Annotated in this window: 15 protein-coding genes; 5 read left to right on the top strand and 10 right to left on the bottom strand. The window is 41.8% G+C overall.

Annotated features, from left to right (window positions below; all coding sequences use genetic code 11):
• From FRZ06_02125 to FRZ06_02110, 4 genes are all read right to left on the bottom strand, one after another.
• Positions 1-237, bottom strand: a complete 237-nt coding sequence (locus FRZ06_02125; GenBank protein QOX62235.1) for a hypothetical protein — start codon at positions 235-237, stop codon at positions 1-3.
• Between the two features lie 35 nt (positions 238-272).
• The gene (locus tag FRZ06_02120) at positions 273-1,433 is read right to left on the bottom strand and encodes a hypothetical protein (GenBank protein ID QOX62234.1); all 1,161 of its coding nucleotides are present in this window, start codon (positions 1,431-1,433) and stop codon (positions 273-275) included.
• Between the two features lie 38 nt (positions 1,434-1,471).
• Entirely contained in the window at positions 1,472-5,866 is a 4,395-nt protein-coding gene (locus FRZ06_02115; protein QOX62233.1) for a hypothetical protein, read from the bottom strand.
• A 527-nt stretch (positions 5,867-6,393) separates the two neighbouring features.
• Positions 6,394-7,071, bottom strand: a complete 678-nt coding sequence (locus FRZ06_02110; protein ID QOX62232.1) for a uracil-DNA glycosylase — start codon at positions 7,069-7,071, stop codon at positions 6,394-6,396.
• A gap of 253 nt (positions 7,072-7,324) precedes the next feature.
• On the opposite strand from FRZ06_02110, the gene FRZ06_02105 reads away from it, so the two are divergent.
• Positions 7,325-8,023: a hypothetical protein gene (locus FRZ06_02105; GenBank protein QOX62231.1), complete on the top strand. Its 699-nt coding sequence runs from the start codon at positions 7,325-7,327 to the stop codon at positions 8,021-8,023.
• Between the two features lie 93 nt (positions 8,024-8,116).
• Entirely contained in the window at positions 8,117-9,175 is a 1,059-nt protein-coding gene (locus tag FRZ06_02100; protein QOX62230.1) for a radical SAM protein, read from the top strand.
• Positions 9,176-9,182: 7 nt separating this feature from the next.
• Here the strand turns inward: FRZ06_02100 and FRZ06_02095 are convergent, their stop codons facing one another.
• Positions 9,183-10,541, bottom strand: coding sequence for a PFL family protein (locus tag FRZ06_02095; protein ID QOX62229.1), 1,359 nt, complete (start codon positions 10,539-10,541; stop codon positions 9,183-9,185).
• 86 nt (positions 10,542-10,627) lie between these two features.
• The gene (locus FRZ06_02090) at positions 10,628-10,891 is read right to left on the bottom strand and encodes an ACT domain-containing protein (protein ID QOX62228.1); all 264 of its coding nucleotides are present in this window, start codon (positions 10,889-10,891) and stop codon (positions 10,628-10,630) included.
• 393 nt (positions 10,892-11,284) lie between these two features.
• On the opposite strand from FRZ06_02090, the gene FRZ06_02085 reads away from it, so the two are divergent.
• Positions 11,285-11,686 (top strand): CoA-binding protein, encoded by a 402-nt coding sequence (locus FRZ06_02085; GenBank protein QOX62227.1) that lies wholly within the window; start codon positions 11,285-11,287, stop codon positions 11,684-11,686.
• Positions 11,687-11,869: 183 nt separating this feature from the next.
• Here FRZ06_02085 and FRZ06_02080 read toward each other — a convergent pair whose 3' ends face one another.
• The gene (locus FRZ06_02080; protein QOX62226.1) at positions 11,870-12,649 is read right to left on the bottom strand and encodes a MerR family transcriptional regulator; all 780 of its coding nucleotides are present in this window, start codon (positions 12,647-12,649) and stop codon (positions 11,870-11,872) included.
• Positions 12,650-13,052: 403 nt separating this feature from the next.
• Between FRZ06_02080 and FRZ06_02075 the strand changes: the two genes are divergently transcribed.
• Entirely contained in the window at positions 13,053-14,594 is a 1,542-nt protein-coding gene (locus FRZ06_02075) for an amino acid permease (GenBank protein ID QOX62225.1), read from the top strand.
• Positions 14,595-14,957: 363 nt separating this feature from the next.
• Positions 14,958-18,287, top strand: a complete 3,330-nt coding sequence (locus FRZ06_02070; protein ID QOX62224.1) for a HAMP domain-containing protein — start codon at positions 14,958-14,960, stop codon at positions 18,285-18,287.
• 143 nt (positions 18,288-18,430) lie between these two features.
• Here the strand turns inward: FRZ06_02070 and FRZ06_02065 are convergent, their stop codons facing one another.
• The 3 genes from FRZ06_02065 to FRZ06_02055 all read right to left on the bottom strand — a co-directional run bounded on the left by FRZ06_02065 (position 18,431) and on the right by FRZ06_02055 (position 21,793).
• The gene (locus FRZ06_02065; protein ID QOX62223.1) at positions 18,431-20,203 is read right to left on the bottom strand and encodes a PAS domain-containing protein; all 1,773 of its coding nucleotides are present in this window, start codon (positions 20,201-20,203) and stop codon (positions 18,431-18,433) included.
• 140 nt (positions 20,204-20,343) lie between these two features.
• Positions 20,344-20,874: a DNA-deoxyinosine glycosylase gene (locus tag FRZ06_02060; protein QOX62222.1), complete on the bottom strand. Its 531-nt coding sequence runs from the start codon at positions 20,872-20,874 to the stop codon at positions 20,344-20,346.
• Between the two features lie 64 nt (positions 20,875-20,938).
• Positions 20,939-21,793 (bottom strand): pirin family protein, encoded by an 855-nt coding sequence (locus tag FRZ06_02055; protein QOX62221.1) that lies wholly within the window; start codon positions 21,791-21,793, stop codon positions 20,939-20,941.
• Between the last annotated feature and the right edge of the window lie 34 nt (positions 21,794-21,827).

Here is a 21,827-nt window from a genome sequence, read left to right as displayed (position 1 = left end):
TTACTTAACGATTGCGATTACAATATTAACAATTGTAGACAAGAGCATTATTGCAGTCATAATCGTAATCCATATTGTAAGACGAATCATCAGCTTGTTTGATTTTTCATTTCTGCGTCTAGCAATTTCCTCAGTATAATAATTTGATCCAACACATGTACTTTCGGCTATCTTGTCGTACTGACGAATCAATTCATCATTGGGTAGTTCTGTTAATGCTTTATAATTCATACTCATATCATACCTCTAAATTATAATCACATATGTGTTCTTTACTCACGAGCTTTCCGAGCAGCCATTTCCCTTTCAGGCTTATATGTATTACAAATAAAATGGTATACATTAAAATAAGACTCTTCTCTTTCGGGATTCTCGTGCTTGCTTATAATAACATCATTCATGCCGGGAATTGGGGTTGGCGCACCTATAATTTTAAATTTTCCTTCAATGTTTAATGAATATAAAATGTCAAGTCGTCTTTTTATTACTGTACTCAATCGGGTTTTTTTATTAAAAATAATTGTAAAGCCAAAAATATAGTTGTTATCCAGATAACCAATTAGCTGTTGAAATGATTTTTCAAATTTTCCCCACTCCTTATTTTCACCGACAAAAAGTTTCTCATATATATCATCATCAATCCTATAACCATAAAAATCTAGTTCCCCGGTGCCTTTTTCCGCATAGCCGGCCAATTCTTCTCTTTGAATCTCTATTCCCTGATGATGAAATAGCATATACAGTGCTGTTTGGATTTGATTGCTTAGCTCCACTTCTGACAATTTAGCGATTTCCTTTGGTCGATTTTCTAATAGAGTTAATACATTATAAATTTGTTTAACAATAAACATTTCAATGCTTTCTTGTGGGATTGCTGATCTTATTCCTTTGCTTTTATACCTACTATATTCTCGGCTTATATCATCAGGCATTAAATCTATATAATCATCTAAATCAATATGAAAGAAATTTTCAATAATCCACGGCGACCGTTTATAAATTTCCCATATTTCAGCTACATATAAAAAGTCCCAGTCATCAAATAAATAACCTATATACCCTTCAATATCATTGATATACTTCGCCCAAAATTCATCGTCCTCAGTTTTTATTTCATTATCGTCAACTTCTTGATCCATTTCAATATCTGTAACATCTAACCACCATTGTATTAAATGATACAATGCATATTCATATAATGGTTCTAAGGAATCCCTTCTGAAATCATCTTTTGACATCTCGTATAATTCTGTTACTATTTCTTTGCATCTCTCTGGATGTTTTCGTAAATAAAATTCCGGAAATATCTCTTGAAGAAATGTCTCCCAATCGAGCCCATCACAAGAAGCAATAAATAGGTCAATGATATAATAGATATTTAAATTGATTTTCCTCATTATATTTGTGGATATAAGATAATTTATTGGTATCATATTCCATCTCCTTTAAAGTTAATGATCTCTCAAGGATATCAGAAATTAGCAAGTATTAATTTGACTTCTTGAATAGTAAGAGCACCATCATTTTCGTTATGCTTCCTAAACCAAATGTCAGACAATATTCTATTGCAAAAGCCAACACATTCTAAATTGCTCTTCATCTCTACACAAATACTATTTAGTTCTGCAACAACAGTATCGAAATCAATCATACTGCACAATGTATATGCTTTTGTTAAGCTACCATATAATGATCCAAAATCTTTATCTTTAAAACCTGGTCTAAAAAAAATCTTAACAAGTATGTTCAGTTGTTTAAGCAGGGCAGGATCACTTATGAGACCGATTGCATCAGTGCAATCTTCCACTATGCTATCATCAGATGGGGTTGCATTTGTTTTATCAGCTATAGCTATATATTGGCACAAACCAAACTCACTATTAAGCATAATTAAGTATCTAAGACAACGATTGTTTGGCTGTTTCCGATAACGTTTCTCTAGTTCGGTAGTATGCGTCATATCTCTGTTTTTCCAAACTTTTTCGCTGAAATCATAAAGAAGATCATCTTCGAGATCTGATAGCATATTTTGACAAATATATGCCTCGCCATGAACAGTCAGAAGATAGTCAAGCGCGAAACGTTTTAACCATACATTATTATCAAAACATACTTCTTTTGCAATATCTGCCACACTATAAATTCTATTATCTTTGCAGTATTCCAAATGGTCTGCCAAAACATCACCTCGCGCTAATTTTGATATTACATTTGCTTCAACGCGTTTGCTAACAAGATGTCGTGAAATCCCATTACAAAGAAGTTCATATTTTTGTATATTGTTACCTTTATCATTGAAAACAGATGATGGGAGAGCTAACATATCTAACTTTGTCTCATTTGGAATTTCAAAATGATACTTCGAGAAAGCAAATGAAACAAAGCGTGCTTTCAAACTAACTATATATCCATTTCCGCGGTAAGTTACTGCTGTATTAAAATCAATTTCTTGAATTAAGTCAAGGCATCTATTCTCGATATGCTTTAATTGCTCCTGATTGGGGTTTAGCCAATCATGTTTTTTTAGACAATCCATAATATTTAATGCAGAATAGTCTTGCCATGAAATTAAATCAAAAAAAGAACTTGCTAGTTCATCGCTCTCGCCATAGTGCAAGATAGCAGACCATAGGTATCGTGGGGCTCCTGTTGGTCTTTCATCATTATAAGGGTATTCACCCTTTCTCAATTGATTTATCGTCAAATTCTCACCACCACAAGAAGTAAGTAATTCATTGAGTAATAATTCACTTTGGCCCTGGTCAAATAATGTTTCAAAGAATTCCTGGACACTTGATCTCCTTATGGCCTCATAATTAATTGTCTTTTTTTCCGGAATTGAAAATCCACATTTGTTATAAACCAATTCGGCGTATTCAGCAAATTTTTCTTTTGACATTGCAACGCACTGTATTACTTTAATAAACTGTTTGTCATCCACTAATTTTCCGTCTTTGTATTGATTCGCTAAGTAGTCTATGCTATCAATATCGTTATCAAATAGCTCATCTATGCAGCGCCATGTAATCTCCGAATTTTCTCCTTCACTGAAGATATAATTTATTAGCTCAATCTTCATGTTTGTATTTTCAAAGAAATGGATTACAGATTTACATTGATTCCATTTAAAATGTTGCGCAGCGTCTTGAAAGCATTTCACCATAAATGAAAACAACTCTATTATTCCTTGTTTATAAAGATTTGCCGCAGTTTCACAAAGCGTCTCGAAAACCTTTTCTAATTCAAAGAAAGGATCTTCTTCTTTCTTTGTTTGAAACCATGCTAGAGCTTTCTCAACACTTTCAACTTGCGACAAACGCTTTAATCCTTCTGTTAGTTCATATGATTCATTTCCAATTCGTTCACCACTTCTGTCGTGACAAATATATTCAATACCACTGAGCAGGAAATCAACGTGCTTATCCACACCATTTATGCTGATTAGATACTCATACATACCGAGCCGTATATAGTCATCTTGCGTATTTGAAAACAATTGTATCAGCTCATCAGTAACTTCATCATTGTCTAAATGCAAAACAGCCAAAGATACAATCACCATGCGGCACTCATGTCCTCTGATTGATTGATTTTTGCAGCTCTTAAGTAGTAAATCCCTTACTTGTGTTTCCATTCCAAACAAATCTTTGAATTCCTGAAGTAGCATCAATGCAGTATATTGTGAACGGAAATGAACTGGATGGAGTATTTTCTCCAGTAAGAACGATAACGATTCTTTACTAGCTGCAAATCTAGCTAGCTCTTCCTCATTGCAAAGAGGATCATGAAACCATATATTTTTTGTTTCATAATTATTAAAGATGTTAATAAAAATGCGATATCGCGTATCTTCATCAATACGATCTTTTTCAAATTTCACTAGCGCATTTGGATTATATTCTGCCAGCCAATTAAGAATATCATTTGTCTGACGCGTAGAGGCAAGATAAGAAAGCGTATTTACCCAGTTTTCTTTAATGACATTATCCTTATAGGCAATATATCCAACTATATCTTCGAGCTTCATAGTATTCAATAACTGTGCAGACAGGTATTCCCTAAAATTATTGTGAATGAATTTCCATCCATCTTTTACTTTTGTTAAAATTCCGCAGTATTTAGCCAATTTTTGTTTTTCATAAGAGAAAATAGCCTGATAATCATTCTCATCATTCAACAACACTTTTTGCATCAGTTGCATTGCAAATGCAATTTCTTGAAGCACTTGTTTTATCTCATGCTTTCGCTCTTCTATTGAAGAATCGCCAATATCTTTAAATTTACTATCGTCTCTTTCAAGCTGCAAATCCAATAGCCGATTCATTAATTCTGAACGGCGTGGCAACAAACCATCTGTTTTATATATTCTTATCATATGTGTCAAATAAAAAGGTATCTCAGCCAAATCTATTAGACTGTTTCCTACGGCATCTTTCATAAACGTCTCTGGTTCAACGGACATAGAACTAATAAAATTCTTTATATCATCCCTCGTTAGTTTGCATAAATCGAATATATCAAAGTCGGATAAAGTTCTTGATTTATCATCCAGCTCAATTTTACAAAAATTGCTCCTCGCTGAAATAAGTATGTGTACACTTTGATTTTCAGTCATGTAGGCTTTTAACTTACGCTCAAATTTCAATCGGAGCTGCTTATTTAATTCATCATATCCATCAAAGATAATTAGCAGATTTCCCGAATAAAGATTTTTATGGGAATGCGGCAATAGTCCGACAATGTCCTCACCATCATAGTCTTCTAATAATATTAATACAGGGTAATACATTGAACTCCGAAGGCTCAACTCGAGCGCCAGTTGTTGCAGTTCGAGAGATTTTCCCATCCCAGCATCAGATAGAAGCAGTACTCTCTTCCTTCTGCTACAGGCATCCAAAAGTGTACAAAAGCTATCTTTAGCGAAATACTGTTCCCATTGGTCTCCTACTGCAACAGAATGAGGTAATACTAATCGCCGAATATATGCATCCACAGCTGGATATTGTAATTTCTCAACACTAAATGGATCTGCATATGTTTCGCTCTTTTCAGGGTAGAACGGTGTTGGTACATATCGCTCACGATCTCCAATGTATATCATCTGTTCGATATGGGTAATTTCACCATTATGAATCTGAATTACATTAAACTGGTTATTTGTGTTCTCCATATCCTTGATGTTTTTCATTAGAGATCCACAACCAATTAAAGGGATTTCCCCGCTCATTAAGTATCTTCTACCTGCATGTGTATGTGAATGGAACACAAACCTAATTCCAGCCTCAATAAGTTTTTGTTCGCCTGTTGAGCTGTGCTCAAGGTCAGAATGATTGCTTTCATCCTCCACTATAAAACTATGATGTAGTAACAGAACATTTTGGAGTTCAGAACGTATACAGTTTATAACACTGTTCCAGTCGATACGTCCCTGCTGGTCAAAGATTAGGTGAGACAGAGAATTGGTGTATATGAAATTCACTCCGTTATGTATATTTGAAAATGAATTACTTTTTGAGTAATGCCAATTATTCTTCTGATATTTTAAAATAAACTCATCAAAGTCATTCAATGATTCATTACAGATATCATGATTTCCGGGCAAAAATTCGAAACTGTAATGATAGCTATCTAGCCTATTTTGCATATAATCAAATATTTTTTCAGCATTTTTAAATGCTGTTGGTTCACCGCAATCGATTATATCGCCTAAAACAACTATAGCAAAGAGTTCATCAATCGGCTGAGTCGTGCGAATGAACTCGCATAATTTTTCAATTTTCTCTTGGCCTCGCGGAATATCACAATCAACTCCAATATGTAAGTCCGCAATTTGGTATATTCTCACTTCATCTACCTCAATCCACACCTGCTGTCATGATTTTTTATTCGCAGTTAACTTTCTTGTTTAAACTTCTGATTATAGCCAAAACACACCCGCTCCACTCTATCCCCACCATCAAAATCCTAATTACATAATAATTCCATCCCCACCAAAGTTCAACAAGAAATCCGATTTTTTTCATGCAAAAAGCGGCAAATGCCTTTGCCGCTCTGAATACCAAACCTTTGATCCATGTATCAGTTCAAAAGTAAACGATGTTAAACAGTCTGGAAAGCGTTGATTCTTTCCTAGACTTTCTTTTCCATAATATTTTGAAGTAAAATCTGATAATCCTTGGGACAAGCGCAATCAGCGATTGCTGAGCGCCAGCACGATCCCGATTACAACCACTACGACCAAGGCTCCCCCGACCCCTAGTAACAACACCATTGACATATCTCTTTCTCCTTCCTTTTGATCTGTATATTATAACAAATTATTATCACATAAATTTATACGGAACAGCCTTTTATACCGTTCAGAACCGATCCTTACTTTGGAATTCCATAGGTTCAATCCTGCTGCGGAAGCTCCCAACTGATTTCATCCTCACCTATTTTAGAAAGAAACTCATTTGCTTTTGAGAAATGTCTGCACCCAAAAAAGCCGTTATGTGCCGAAAGTGGGCTTGGATGGGCTGCAGTCAAAATCAGATGTTGCTTTCCTGTGATCAGCGCCGCCTTAGATTTTGCATTGGCACCCCAAAGAAGAAAGACCATGGGCTTTTCTCTTTGATTCAGCAGCTCAATCACTCGATCCGTAAACTGCTCCCAACCTTTTCCCTTATGGGAATTCGCCTGCCCCATCCGCACTGTGAGAACGGTGTTGAGCAGCAGAACGCCCTGCTTTGCCCAATCCTCAAGGTAACCATGATTCGGCGTTTTTACGCCCAAGTCCCGTTCCAGTTCCTTAAAAATATTTACCAGCGAAGGTGGCTTTGGAACTCCTTTTTTCACTGAAAAGCAAAGGCCGTGTGCCTGATTCGGCTCATGATAGGGGTCCTGACCCAGGATCACTGCTTTCACATTATCGTATGCCGTATATTTCATAGCGTTGAAAATATCATACATCGAAGGAAAAACCGTCTTCGACTTATATTCACTGACCAGAAACTTTCGCAATTCCTGATAGTACTCCTTATCAAATTCACCTTCAAGGACATTGTCCCATTCATTTCCTATCGTAACCATCGTATTCTTCCTCTTCATTTTTCCAATGCATTGACGCATGTTCTTCTTCTATAATATAACAAAACAGGCATTCAAACAAGGCACACCGTCGATTAATAGCTTTTTATGGTATAACAATCGCATCAATCCCGCAATTGCGACTGTTATACGGATCGAATGCCCTGCGAGAATTTCGAATTTTTAAACTGTATCTTCGAAAACGCAGATGGCGATATACCACAAAAATCTATACTTTTTGTGGTATAATAACAGCATGAGTATCATTTGTCTTTCGGAGGATGCACAGGATGCATTAAAACATTATATACGGCTGAAAGGGCACCAGATTGTTGAAATCAAACGGACCACCGCAGTTTACGAGGCGGTTTCCGCTCACAGCGATCTCTACCTTTGCCGAATCAAGAACGAACGAATCCTCTCCCCTGAGCAGCATGCACTGATTGGCAGTATGCTCAGGGAAAGGGTTGTTTCCTATACCATTGGCAGTCCCCTGAAAGGTTCCGGCTATCCTGACAATATCGCTTACAATGCTGCCTGGGCAGGTTCTTATTTGATTCATAATTTAAAGTATACGGATCCATCCATCTTAAAAAAAGCTGAGGAGCTTGGACTGGAAACGATCCATGTAAAGCAAGGCTATACGAAATGCAGTCTGGTTGTTGTCGATGAACAATCTCTGATCACATCTGATCAAGGCATTGCAGGCAGTCTGACCCAATACCCTCTGGATGTCCTTCTCATATCCGGCGGTCACGTAAGACTCAAGGGCTTTGCCTACGGCTTCCTTGGCGGTGCCTCCGGAAGAGTCGATGACGAAATCCTCTTCAATGGGGATCTCTCCGCTCACCCTGATTTTGAAAAAATTACAGCGTTTATAAAATCGAAAGGACTTAACCCGGTATTTTTCAAGGATTATGAACTTGAGGATATCGGTTCAATCATACAATTGTAACGGAATACCATTAAGAGAAAAATCATTCTTTAGAATCTATTATGAATTAGAATCTATTACGAAATCAGAAACTATTAGGAAAGAGGAAATCCAATGAAGTCCCATGCCATCATCCCAATATTCATTCCCCATCTGGGCTGTCCCAACGATTGCATCTTCTGCAATCAGAAAAAAATAACAGCCCAAACATCACCGGTAACCCTTGAAGATATGAAGGCCACAGCGGAGCGATACCTCTCCACGCTCTCCTCTTCCGAGGTTGAGACCATAGAAATGGCATTCTACGGGGGAAGCTTTACGGGCATCCCTATGGAGCTTCAACAGGAATATCTGGCGGTCGCAAAAGATTATAAAGACCGTGGCCTGATCCAAAAAATTCATCTTTCCACCCGTCCCGATTATATCAATGAAGAAATTCTGGAGAATCTGAAGAAATACGACGTAGATATTATAGAGCTTGGGGTTCAATCCCTTGACGAAGAGGTTCTACGACTCTCAAACAGAGGGCATGACAGGGAATGTGTTTTCAAAGCCTCAGAATTGATTCAATCCTATGGTTTTACCCTTGGACTCCAGCTCATGATCGGACTTCCCGGTGATACCCATGAAAAATCGGTGAAGTCAGCGCGAGAAGTGGTAGAAATCGGACCTTCCATCGCCAGACTCTATCCCACAGTAATCATCAGAGATACGGATCTGTATGAGCTGTACCAGACAGGAAAGTATCAGCCGCTCACCATTGAAGCGGCAGTGTACACCACAAAGGAAATGTATCTCATTCTCACGAAAGCTGGCATCAACGTCATTCGCATCGGTTTAAAAAGCACGGACCTCATCAGCGAGAACGGTGCGGTCATCGGTGGTTACCACCCAGCATTCCGCCAGCTGGTGGAGTCGGAAATTGCAAAGGATCAGATGGAAGCACAGCTGACTGCCTGTCTTTCAAGTTATCAATGTAATGAGCAGGGCAGCACGCAAGACAGCTTGCAAGGCAGTTACCGGTTTTACAGCAGCGGGCCATCCTTTTCCAATATGGTCGGTAACGGAAAGTCCAACCGGTTGTATTTTGAAAAAAAATATCCACATGTAAGGATTTCCTTCCATGTGGATCATTCACTGCCTGATGGCGTCTTTGTTCTGGAGAAACGCTGATCTTAAACTAATTTTTTAAGCTATGGAGCGGTGCGGGTATCCGCCCGCCTCTGTTTATCATCTTTGCCGGAGAGGTTTTGTTAATCTTCATAACAGGACCCTGTCCCAGCAATCCGCCGAATTCAAGCTCTTCACCCTCATTCTTTCCGATGGCTGGTATGACTCTCACCGCAGTTGTCTTGAAATTCACCATTCCGATAGCCGCTTCATCAGCGATGATGGCGGAAATGATTTCTGCTGGGGTATCTCCCGGGATTACGATCATGTCAAGACCTACGGAGCAAACCGCGGTCATGGCTTCCAGCTTCTCTATGGTCAGCACTCCGCTTCTTGCCGCATCAATCATGCCCGCATCCTCTGAAACCGGTATGAATGCACCGGAAAGGCCGCCGACATTGGAGGACGCCATGACACCGCCCTTCTTCACAGCATCGTTGAGCATGGCAAGTGCAGCAGTCGTTCCATGAGCACCGCACATATCAAGGCCGATCTCTTCCAGAATATGCGCAACAGAGTCACCGATGGCTGGCGTAGGCGCAAGGGACAGATCTACAATACCAAAGGGGACACCGAGACGTTTGGAAGCTTCACTGCCCACCAACTGGCCCATTCTTGTTATTTTAAAGGCTGTTTTTTTGATGATATCCGCCACTTGCGTCAAATCCAGATCATCTCCGGCTTTTGCAAGAGCCGCGCGGACCACCCCAGGCCCCGATACACCCACATTAATCACACAGTCCGGTTCTCCCGGTCCGTGAAAGGCTCCCGCCATGAACGGGTTATCCTCGGGCGCATTACAGAACACAACCAACTTGGCGGCCCCGATACACTGACGATCTGCGGTAAGCTCCGCAGCTTCCCTGACAACCTTTCCCATTGTTCTGACAGCGTCCATATTGATACCTGACTTGGAGGTACCGATATTCACAGAAGAACAGACAAATTCCGTCTCAGAGAGTGCTCTGGGAATCGCTTCAATCAGTTCCTTGTCTCCCGGCGAAAAGCCCTTGTGCACCAAGGCGGAAAATCCACCGATAAAATTGACACCAACATCCTTCGCCACCCGATCTAAGGTCAAAGCATACTTGAGCGGATCACCGCCTGATGCTCCCACCAGCATTGCAATGGGCGTTACGGAAATTCTTTTATTGATAATGGGGATTCCGTATTTCTGTTCAATATCACAGCCCGTTTTGACCAGATCCTTCGCGCATCTGTAAATCTTTTCATAAACCTTCTCACAGGACCGATCAATATCGCTGTCACAGCAATCCAACAAGGAAATTCCCATCGTTATTGTTCTGATATCCAAATTTTCATCTTGTATCATGGTGATGGTTTCCACGATATCGCTCATATTAAGCATATATTTTTACCTCCGGCTTTTTTCTTCCGTATCTTTCGACAAGCACGCTTCCTTCCGGAGCTGCTTCCCGCTTTGATTTGAATCCCTTAAATTCGGTGCATAGAATTGAAAATATCCTCGTGCATGATGTGAATCGTCATGCCTGGCACGTTGTTTCTCATGCGCTCGTTCAGTTCTCCTATTTCACAGTTCATCTTTTCGATGTCAACCAGCATGACCATGCAGAAAAACTCCTGCAGCACAGATTGAGTCACTTCAATCACATTGGCGTTTGCTTCTGCGCAAGTCGTACTTACCTTTGCTAATATTCCAACCATATCTTTACCGATAACAGTGATTACTGCTCTCATTTTTTTATTCCTCCGTCCATCAAACTATAAATTTTTTCTATAAGAATTATATTATTTTATCATAACCATAGAGAAAAATACAGCTAATATATTGTCCCATGCCAATTATAAATTTCCTTCTTATGTTCCTCCGGTCTTATTTAATCCTATGCCTTTAATGAAAGGAGCTCAAAGGGTTATTGATTCGTTTTCTAACCTTGTGCAATGACTTTAAAAAGCATATAATAACAGAAAAAAAGAAAGATGATATTTCATATTGCTTTCATTTGTTTCAACCAAAACAAAACGGGAATAATGAATTCGAAGGATGAATGAGCCTTATTGCTCACATGATATCCCCGAGTACAAAACAGATTTCATCAGTATTTATCATATTGAAAACGAGGTATAACAATGAATAATGAAAAGAAAATGAACGAGATGCTGAACAAAAAGGTCTGGGCAGTTATCGGTGCCACACCCAATACAGAGAAAACCGCAAACCGAATCTATCATACGCTGAAAAAATATGGATATGAGACCTATGCGGTTAATCCCAACTACTCAGAAATGGAAGATGGGACAAAATGTTACGCCTGCCTTGAGGATCTTCCAAAGGTACCTGACTGTATCGATTTTGTAATTCCACCTTCGGTTACGCTGAAGAGTCTGGAAGAGATGGATCCGGAAACCTATCCCAACATTTGGCTCCAGCCTGGAACCTACGATAAAGAGATCGTATCCTTTGCAGAGTCTAAGGGCTTCAAGGTTGTCCATGAAGGCGCCTGTGCCATGGCTGCAGTGCGGCTCAGATAACAGCTCTAATGGGAACAATAAAGGTTATCTCTTCACAAGCAGCGAAGAAATAACCCCATACATATGACATTCTGTCCTCAAACAACAACTCCTTTGATTTGATTCCATCCCTCAAAGGAGTTGTTATTTTATTTGTCATTAGACTATATTATAGAACACCGATGCTTATCCTCGTCCTGCAATTTAAAGCTCTGTATTCTTCTTACTGTGGGACGTATAAATCAAAATCGCATCCCGGAGAAATTCTGCTGTACCAGGCTGCTCCTTGTCATAATATGCACGGAAGCGTTCATCCTCTACGTACATATTTGCCAGGCCAGCATGGGCCTCCGCAGAATATTGATCCCAGTACAGGCAAAGCCATTTGCGGTGAAGGTTTGCTGCCTTCTGGGCCCCCTCACTGCCAGGATCCCCTAACTGCATAGCAGATGCCAGTGTCATTCGAAGTTCTTCCTCCAACCGAACGGTTTTGTCATATTCCTCCTGAGACATATTTAACACTTTTTGATTCGATTTCATTACCGCTTCCTCACCATATTTCTCTCTTACCTCCTTTCCAAACTTTTTATCATTATTTTCCACTAAGCTTTTTTTAAAGCCTTCAAATTTTTCTTTATCGCTCATAGTCATTCTCCCTTCAGCAGTGGCGATTGACTTATCGATGTTTTCAATCAATCGTTCCAGTTGCTCTCTTTTTTCAAGAAGTCTGCTTCGATGGTTTCTCAAAGCATCAGCACTGTCAAATCCGGGGGATTTTAGGATTTTCTTTATGGTATCAAGATCTACATCCAGTTCGCGGTAAAACAAAATCTGCTGTAAGGTCTCCACTTCTTTTTTGCCATAGATCCGATATCCTGACGAATTGATTCTAGCCGGCTTAAGAATTCCAATTTCATCATAATATCGCAATGTTCTCCCACTGATTCCAGCCAGTGCCGCAAGTCTTTGAACCGTATATTCCACACGACCACCTCCTGTTCTTCTCTATTTATAAGACAATATCTTCTCCTCGATTGCCAGAAATATGATTCTCTCAATTGAGGTTAGTTTTATCATAAACCTTTCCGCTGCGTTAAGGTCAACTCTTTTTTTCGTAATTTATTGGGAAATTTTTTCACAATATTCAGCCAATGAGTGATTAATAATTTTCAATTCTGACAATTATTAATCATTTTTGAAAACCAAGATACGGTACAGCACCTTTCTTGAGCAACAAAATGGCCATTTCTGATAGGATCCAATCCCATTTTCATTCTACTAAAACTGGCATAATTTTTGCTATTGTCTAATTCGTTAAGTATTATTATAATTTTCTTAATTTTATTAATTTGCTGAATTTTAGAAATCTTGTTAGGAGGAATCATTCATGACTGAAAAAAATCTTACTGATAGCGGTGCCGAAGAACGTACCCTGCAGCGCGGCATTCTGCCTTGGCATGTATCATTGATTGCCATTGGCGGAATTATCGGTTCCTGTTACTTCTTGGGACTTGGCCTGACGTTCTCTGAAATGGGACCCGGTGCTGTGCTGATCGCATACATAATTGCCGGTATTACCATCTATGGTGTCATGCAGTCTTTCGCAGAATTGCTTGTAAATATACCAAGAAGAGGCTCCTTCGTCTCTTACTCAAGAGAATTTATGGGAGATACTGCTGCAACGGGTATCGCCTGGGCATACTGGACCAACTGGGTGGCTTATGTGCCTTCCGAAGCTCTGGCTTGTGCGGTCTTTATGAATTATTTCATTACGCTTCCTTTTGAAAACCCGGCATGGAGTACCTTTGTCTGGGGGATCGTTGCATTATTCCTGCTAACTCTTGTGAATGTATATCACGTGAAATGGTTTGGCCATATCGAGTCAATTATGGCAATTATAAAAGTATTGGCAATCATCGTATTCACAATCTGTGCAGCCGGAATCTTCATGGGTGTCATCGGCGGCAACCTGCATCCATTCACCGAAAGCGGAGGGTTCATCGGTTCACAGATCATTCTTTCCGGAGACGGCTCTACATTTGAAAAACTGTTCCCGGCAGGTACGTTCATCATCATCACCTACATGATCTGGACTCTTGTCAATTTCCAGGGATCCGAAATCGTAGGACTATCCGCGGCAGAAACTCAGAGCCCCGAAGTCAATGTACCGCTTGCCTGTAAAAGGGTTGCACTCCGTATCATATTGATCTACGTAATCCCCGTTTTTTCCCTAACGCTTATTGTACCCTATGCGGAAGCTGGTCTTGACGAATCCATCTTCGCATACACCCTTGGTGCATACGGCCTGAAATGGGCTGCCGGACTCTTTACAATTACCACCTTGATTGCAGCATTCAGCTGTGCTAACTCAGGATTATACGGAACGGTACGCGCACTTTACGGGCTCTCCGTTGAAGGGATGGCACCAAAATTCCTCTCTAATTTAAATAAGTTTAATACACCTCAAAATGCTACGATTTTTACCATCGTCCCCATGTGGATCGTATTCCTTCTCGGCTTCGCATCGGATGAGCTGGGACTTTGGGGAGATGCGGGCCTTCCGCTTTACGCAAATCTGCTTGGAATCTCCGGATTCACTGGTACTCTTTGCTGGGTTGCAATCTGCTGGTCGCAGATCGTATTTCGTAAAAAGCTCAAGGAAAGAGGCTATGATCCAAACGAGGTTCTAACTGTAAAAGCAAAGTGGTATCCCGGGCTGGCGTATTTCTGTAATGTGATCATGATCGGAGCAATGATCCTTCTGGTCTTCGAGGATGGAGGCATGCCTGTATTTGTTATTTCCGTCATCGCCACCTTTGTACCAATCGTGATCTATGTGATCCAGAAGAAACGCGGTAAGATCAGAAAAAATATCACCTATGGTTCTGACGAAATTACATTCGATGAAAAATACCCTGTCAGAAAGTAATTGAAGCAGATAAACTGGCACCGCTGGTTCATTAATCATTTATTAGAGACTGAGAAGAGCAGAGAAATCTGCTCTTCTCTATTTGTTCTAACCCTTTCATATTTTATAGAAACTCTCTGATCCTTTCGTTTCAGCAACCGGGTTAATTTTAACTAACTCCATTCGTTTATCCGAATCATAACAGGGTAAAAATTTAATAGTTGTGCCTTTGTCAAATGTTTAATCGTAGGAGAAAAGACAGCAACACAATCATTGATATATTTTCCAATCAGATGTAAACTATTAATACTATGCTCAGAATTCAACCAAGAATAAGCATAGAACTAACGCGTACCAGGCTGACGAAAGGAGAAAACAGACAGTATGCAAATGAAAAGCTTATTAACAAAAATTCTCGTCTTGATCGGCGTACCTGTTGCAGTAACGTATTGCATTGCAGCGGTCACCTCATTAAATACGGTTCACTCTACCGTAGCTGACCTGACAACCAGCGAACTAGCAGCGAAATCCCAGGCAGCATCCCATGAAATCGGCGGTTACTTCCGAGGCTACATGGCAATCGCAGGACAAATGCCTACAAATCATCAGTTTGAAGATATTCTAATCAATACTTCCCCCGGAATGGAGATTTCCTCTTCCGCGGGCTTCGACCAGGTGAAAGATACCTTACATAGAATCCAACAATCTGATTCCGAAAATATTACCAGCGCATGGATCTCAGACATTGATTCCAGCCAGATGATACTGTCAGATGGAAGTATCTCAGGTTCTGATTGGAAAATCGAGGGCAGCCCCTGGTATGCAAAGCTGCTGGAAAAAAAAGAAATCGTTATGACAGATCCCTATGTTGATGCAGTATCCAGCGCAACAGTCGTCAGCGTGGTTGCACCTGTTTATGGTGAAAACAAGGACGATATCATCGGTGCTGCGGGAATCAACCTGTCAGTCTCTGGCTGGAAAACGCTCATGGAGAATTACACCCTGGGCCAAACAGGATTTTACATTCTCGCAAGTGATGGAGGCAAGATCATCTACCATCCCGATGAAGCTTTATTAAACAAGAATATAGCGGAAACAGATTTATCCGACAACATTAAAGATGCCATTGCGAAGAAAATTACTGGAGACATCAGCTTTTCATCAGGAGGGCTCTCCAGCCACGGATATGTCTCCGCCATCGGTGATACAGGCTGGGTCGTTGCGACCGGACTTCCTGACAAGGATTTCAACGGGCCTTACCTCGAGGTAAGAACAACCATGACGGTAATCTTCATCATTGTCCTGCTGAGCATTATTGCACTCATCGTTCTGCTCTCAAGACGAATCGTCCGCCCCATCAAACAACTTGTAGCTGCAGCGGACAAACTGGCGCTTGGAGATGTGGAGGTGGATATCCATCCCGATTTTGACGCCCTTGGCCAGGATGAGGTAGGCGAATTGACGGTTGCCTTTGCCAAGATGGCAGAAAATATCAAACAGCAATCGGAAATAGCAAAAAAAATCGCAGAGGGTGACCTTTCCGTGGAACTAGCTCCTCGCTCTGAAAAAGATGTTCTAGGTCATAGCATGATCTCTGTCGTCAAAACCCTGCAAAATCTGGTCACGGAAGCAGAACGTTTGACAGAAGCTGCGGTAGAGGGCCGACTGAACATCCGAGGCAATGCCGATGCTTTTAACGGCGGTTACAAAGAGATTATTGGAGGCTTCAACAGCACCATTGAAGCAATCGTAACACCTCTGAATACAGCCCTGGATTATATTGATAAGATTGCATCTGGTGAAGATCTTGAGCTCCTGGAAAATGAATATAAGGGCGATTATTCCCTTCTGATTAACAATCTCAATCTTGTCAGAACCTCGCTCCAATCTCTATTGGAAGAGTCAGGAAAGCTTACGGAAGCAGCCGCCGCCGGCAATCTTTCCTATCGAGCTGAGGTGAGCAAGCTTAGCGGCAACTATGCGAAAATCGTTGCAGGAATTAACCAAACTCTGGATTCTCTCATTGATCCCCTTCAGGTGACAGCAGGATATATCGAGCAAATCGGAAGAGGAGAAATCCCTGAAAAGCTTGAGGCTGCATATCAAGGTGATTACAATCAGATTAAAGAAAGCATCAATTCCTGTATCGACGGCCTCGGTGCTCTTGTGGAAGGCAGCAATATCCTGCGACAGATGAGCAAGAATGACTATTCCCAGACCATGGATGGCACCTACGTTGGAATTTATGAGAAGATGAAACACAGTATCAACAACGTAATCGCTACGGTAAGAGACACCATTGATGTCGTTGCTGAAGTTGCCGACGGCAATCTGTCCAAGTTGGATGAACTAAAAGCTATCGGCAGACGAAGTGAGATGGACACACTCCTTCCTTCTCTGATCAGAATGCTGGAAAATGTCAAGATGCTGGTTGAGGAGACCACCACCATTTCCCAAGAAGCTGCGGGAGGGAGCCTCAGCACAAGAGGAGATGCAGACAAATTTAACGGGGAGTTCAGAAATGTTGTCAGCGGGATTAATCAGACACTCAGTGCCATTGAACAACCTGTCCGAGAAGCACTTGACGTTTTGAAAGAGATGGCGGCCGGCAACCTTCAGGCAGTCATGATCGGTGAGTATCTCGGTGATCACGGATCAATTAAGACTGCACTCAACGGTTCCATTACAAATATTAGAAGCTATATATCAGAGCTTTCCGGGGTTCTTTCAGAAATAGCAAGCGGCAACCTTGACGTTGCAATTACTGCGGATTATAAGGGAGATTTCATTCAGATCAAGAATTCTCTCAATCATATCGTCGGGTCCTTGAATCAAGTCATGGGCGATATCAGCAAAGCTGCTGATCGGGTAAATACCGGCTCAAGACAGGTATCCAGCGGCGGGCAAACCTTATCCCACGGGACAACAGAACAAGCTGGTGCGATTCAAGAACTTACCGCTTCCATCGCCGAGATTGCATCGCAGACAAGACAAAATGCAGTCAATGCCGGCGAAGCAAGTACGCTGGCGCAGGAGGCAAAGGATTATGCGGTCAGAGGCAACGAACACATGTCGGAAATGCTGATTTCCATGCATGATATCAACGATTCCTCTGCCAATATCTCCAAGATCATCAAGGTCATCGACGATATTGCATTCCAGACAAATATTCTGGCCCTCAATGCAGCTGTTGAAGCCGCAAGAGCCGGCCAACACGGCAAGGGTTTTGCGGTAGTAGCGGAAGAAGTTCGGAATCTGGCAGCAAGAAGTGCGAAAGCAGCAAAGGAAACCACTCAGCTTATTGAGGGTTCGATCGAAAAGATCCATGCAGGAACAAAAATTGCAGATAACACAGCATCTGCACTGGCGGAGATTGTAACAGGGATTGAAAAGTCTGCAAACCTTGTTAAGAACATTGCCGATGCATCCGGAGATCAAGCCACAGGAATTTCTCAGATCAACAAGGGGATTGAACAAGTATCCATCGTTGTGCAAAACAATTCTGCTACAGCGGAAGAAAGTGCCGCCGCAAGCGAAGAGCTTTCCGGTCAAGCGGAACTCCTGAAGGAATTGGTCGGTAAGTTCAGGATCAAAATTGATGCAGCACTTCCTGAAGGCAGTGGACCCCTATTCTTGTCCGAAGCAAATCCGGACTCAGAAAAACCATCTTCTCCCAGAATCATATTGGAAGATAACTTCTATGATAAGTATTGATCGTTTGGTTGTTTCGCCCTTCTCTCTACCGGGAGGATTCAGGGCGATTAACGGTTAGAGCGGTACTCTGCGGGCATACCTACACAAAAAAAGATGCATGACTCCGATGTCCATGCATCTTTTTTTGTGCAGAGTTTCTTTTTTTATCCGCGAATTCCAAGCTCCCTGATTCTCCTGTAGAGGGTGGATTCACTGATTCCGAGTTTCTTGGCTGCGATGATCTTATCTTCGGTAGATCTGCCCGTTTCATTAAGGCATTCTTCAATCAGCACCCTTTGATAGTCATCCAGCTTTTCCTTCAAGCTGATCCTGCCTCCCGTGCTTCGCTGCAATCTTAGGATCTTGTCAGGAAGATTTCCCTTATTAATTTCTTCACTCATCTCCATGTTGATGGCATATTCAACAACATTTTCAAGCTCCCTGACGTTTCCAGGCCAGCCGTAGTTCAGCAGCGAGCGCAGCGCATCATGGCTGAATCTTTGGATCTTCTTCCCAAGAAGCTTGTTGAATTTATCCAGCGCATAGTTTAGCAAAAGCTCTATATCCCCGTCTCTCTCTCTCAGAGGAGGTATTTGTATGGGGATAACATTGAGTCTGAAAAATAGATCCTCACGAAATTCTCGAGCAGCGATCATCTTTTCAAGATTTTTGTTTGTAGCGGCGATAATACGAACGTCAATATCAATGGGACTGATACTTCCCACCCGCTCGATTCTGCGATTCTGAATAGCATGCAGAAGCTTTACCTGCAGGTGAAGCGGCAGATCACCGATTTCATCCAAGAAGATGGTTCCTTTGTGGGCGATCTCGAACTTGCCAGGTTTTCCTCTGGAATCAGCACCTGTAAATGCTCCCTTTTCATAACCAAACAACTCACTTTCCAAGAGCATCTCAGGAATAGCGCCACAGTTGATCGCTATGAAAGGATATCCGTTTCGCGGACTCTCCGCATGAATCGCTCTAGCAAACAGCTCTTTTCCTGTGCCGCTTTCACCGGTGATTAAAATGGTGGAATCACTGGAAGAGACCTGAAGGGTTCTCCGCTTCGCACGCAGCATCGGATCACTCACTCCAATAATATCTTGAAAGGTTGTGTGCTTATCAACGCCGGTCATCTGATACATCCGCTCTCTTACCTCGGAAATATTCTGAAAGAGTATCATGGCTCCCAAAGCAGAGAACCCCCGCATCTCTCTGTTTTCTGCTTGAATTGGAACCACTGAACAAAGAAACCGTTTTTCCGCTTCTCCCCTTCCCCTATAGATGACTTCCTTATCCTTTGCCGCAATGCCCGACTTAATGACTCGTTCCGCATCTTTGATCTCCCAAATTTCAGAAAGCAAGGAGCCTTCAATGAACTCTCTTTTGATCCCCAGTAATTTTTCAGCTTCATAATTGCATGATTTAATTCTGCAATCATTGTCTATGGCAATTAAGCCCTCATGAATGGATTCAACAATACTCTGCAGCTGATTTCTCTTTTCTGACTCAGACAGCTTGCTTGCAAGCAGTTCAGCCATCCGTTCCAAAAATAGCGTCAGCGTATCCTTATTCATGACGATTTTATCCCGCTGTTCTTCATTGAAGGCAACAAGGCCGATCAAGCCGACGATCATGCCTTCTAGCTTGATTGGACAACAAATTTCTGCCATTTCCCCTTCTTGAGGATCATATTCCAGATCCGATTCCGGATCGACGCAAACATAGTTTCGTCCTGACTTCAGCAACTTTCCATAAATCGCCCCTGAATCAATATTGCCATCTTCTTCAAAACTCCCTATTTTATGAGTATAGCGTCCTGTTCCGCCGATGATCTCCAGATTTGCATCAACAATTTCCGTCTCGATTTCCAAAGCAGCAGTAATCGCCTCTGCAACGTTCATAACGGTATCTCTGATCGCAGATAATCCCAGCATAATAACCTCCGTGATGATTTTAAGCCCCATGCGATATTCCAATAGTCACATTATAAATATCTTTTGCATATTTGACAATTATTTTTATCACTATTGAAGGGTTATTGCGAGCCTTACTGCTAACCAAACAGCTCAAATCACTATAAATAGTCAAGAATTATCCGGTAATCGTCCTTCAGTGTCTCTAACGTACAGTTCCTGCAGTTAGCGGGACTCGTCGACGGAAGATATCGGGAAGGAACTCCCGTTATGGGGTAACATAGTCTTTGATAAAGATCCGTTGCTTTTTTCCCTGTGGTGAAAACTGCCCGGATATTCGACGCAGACAGAATGGAATTGATATCGTTTGGCTCCGCTCCGGAAATACTGCTGTCATCTGCACCTTTGATACGGCAGGATTTCAGCACATCCCACATGGCGATGTGATGCCTTCGAAGAAACGCCTTCTTTTCCGCTGTTGACACTGGCAGTGTTTCCCCCATCAATTCGGAAAGTACCCTCCAGAGGCGATTCTGAGGATGCGCATAATAAAAACCCTCTTCCCTTGATTTGGGCGAGGGCATGGTACCCAAGATCAGCACTCTTGAGCCGTAGTCATAAATGGGCTCCAGCTCATGATGAACAAGCTGGAGCGTTGTTTTTATTTCTTCGGTTTGGTTCTTTTTCGGCATTCTTATTTCTCCGTTATTTCTCCATTCCGGATTTAAAGTCGAATTCGATCTTGCAAAACGCTGACTAAACCAGCGTCTCTTTAATAAACGTATTGTGATCCAGCTCCCGGAAAGCCAGCTCAAGCTCTTCCCTGGTGTTCATAACGATGGGTCCGCCCCAAGCGATGGGCTCTTTCAGTGGTTTCGCCGCAAGGAGAAGAAAACGAATCCCCTCTTCAGCCGCCCTCACCCGAAATTTGTTTCCAGCTTCAAACAGCACTGCGCTTTTCTCCCGAGCATAGTCTCCTTCTTCCGAGCCAAAGGTACCGGCACCTTTCAGGATATACAAAAACAGATTGTCTTCCGGATTTGTCTCGAAGGTCCACTCTTTGCCAGGGGCAACATCCGCGTCAAAATAAAGCGGTTTTACATAATCCCCTTCCATTGCACCGGTATTCCCATTTAGTTCGCCGGAAATCAGCCGTATGACAGCCCCTTCTTCTTTCATCACTGGAATATCACTGCTTTTAATGTCATGATACTGAGGATGTGTCATTTTGTCTTTCTGCGGCAGATTGAGCCAGAGCTGAACCCCCAGCATTCTCGGCGAAGGCTTTGGCATTTCCTGATGAATGATTCCGGAACCGGCGGTCATCCACTGACAGTCTCCGCTTCCAATGAATCCGTTGTTTCCCAGACTGTCACCGTGCTCGATTTTTCCCTCTATCAAATAGGTAATGGTCTCAATTCCTCGATGAGGATGCCATGGAAACCCCCTGATGTAATCCAGCGGATCTAGCGAATCGAAGGCATCCAGCATAAGAAAGGGATCAAATTCCTTTACATCGTTCTGTCCGAATACCCTCACCAGCTTAACACCGGCGCCATCCTGAGCCGGCTGTCCTTTGACGATTCGCTTGATCATTCTAAATTCGTTCATCTCTATTCCTTCCTTCCAATCCAATATAGCCCGT

Source organism: Clostridiales bacterium (genome assembly GCA_015243575.1).
GTDB lineage: Bacteria > Bacillota > Clostridia > Peptostreptococcales > Anaerovoracaceae > Anoxybacterium > Anoxybacterium hadale.
Note: the sequence above shows the minus strand (reverse complement) of the source record. Positions and strands in the feature narration are given on the sequence as shown.

Bases quoted from the DNA above. Each gene is read 5' to 3' on its own strand.
- FRZ06_02125 (QOX62235.1), bottom strand. From the start codon at position 237: ATGAGTATGAATTATAAAGCATTAACAGAACTACCCAATGATGAATTG.
- FRZ06_02120 (QOX62234.1), bottom strand. From the start codon at position 1,433: ATGATACCAATAAATTATCTTATATCCACAAATATAATGAGGAAAATC.
- FRZ06_02110 (QOX62232.1), bottom strand. From the start codon at position 7,071: ATGGTTACGATAGGAAATGAATGGGACAATGTCCTTGAAGGTGAATTT.
- FRZ06_02105 (QOX62231.1), top strand. From the start codon at position 7,325: ATGAGTATCATTTGTCTTTCGGAGGATGCACAGGATGCATTAAAACAT.
- FRZ06_02100 (QOX62230.1), top strand. From the start codon at position 8,117: ATGAAGTCCCATGCCATCATCCCAATATTCATTCCCCATCTGGGCTGT.
- FRZ06_02095 (QOX62229.1), bottom strand. From the start codon at position 10,541: ATGCTTAATATGAGCGATATCGTGGAAACCATCACCATGATACAAGAT.
- FRZ06_02090 (QOX62228.1), bottom strand. From the start codon at position 10,891: ATGAGAGCAGTAATCACTGTTATCGGTAAAGATATGGTTGGAATATTA.
- FRZ06_02085 (QOX62227.1), top strand. From the start codon at position 11,285: ATGAATAATGAAAAGAAAATGAACGAGATGCTGAACAAAAAGGTCTGG.
- FRZ06_02075 (QOX62225.1), top strand. From the start codon at position 13,053: ATGACTGAAAAAAATCTTACTGATAGCGGTGCCGAAGAACGTACCCTG.
- FRZ06_02070 (QOX62224.1), top strand. From the start codon at position 14,958: ATGCAAATGAAAAGCTTATTAACAAAAATTCTCGTCTTGATCGGCGTA.
- FRZ06_02065 (QOX62223.1), bottom strand. From the start codon at position 20,203: ATGCTGGGATTATCTGCGATCAGAGATACCGTTATGAACGTTGCAGAG.
- FRZ06_02060 (QOX62222.1), bottom strand. From the start codon at position 20,874: ATGCCGAAAAAGAACCAAACCGAAGAAATAAAAACAACGCTCCAGCTT.
- FRZ06_02055 (QOX62221.1), bottom strand. From the start codon at position 21,793: ATGAACGAATTTAGAATGATCAAGCGAATCGTCAAAGGACAGCCGGCT.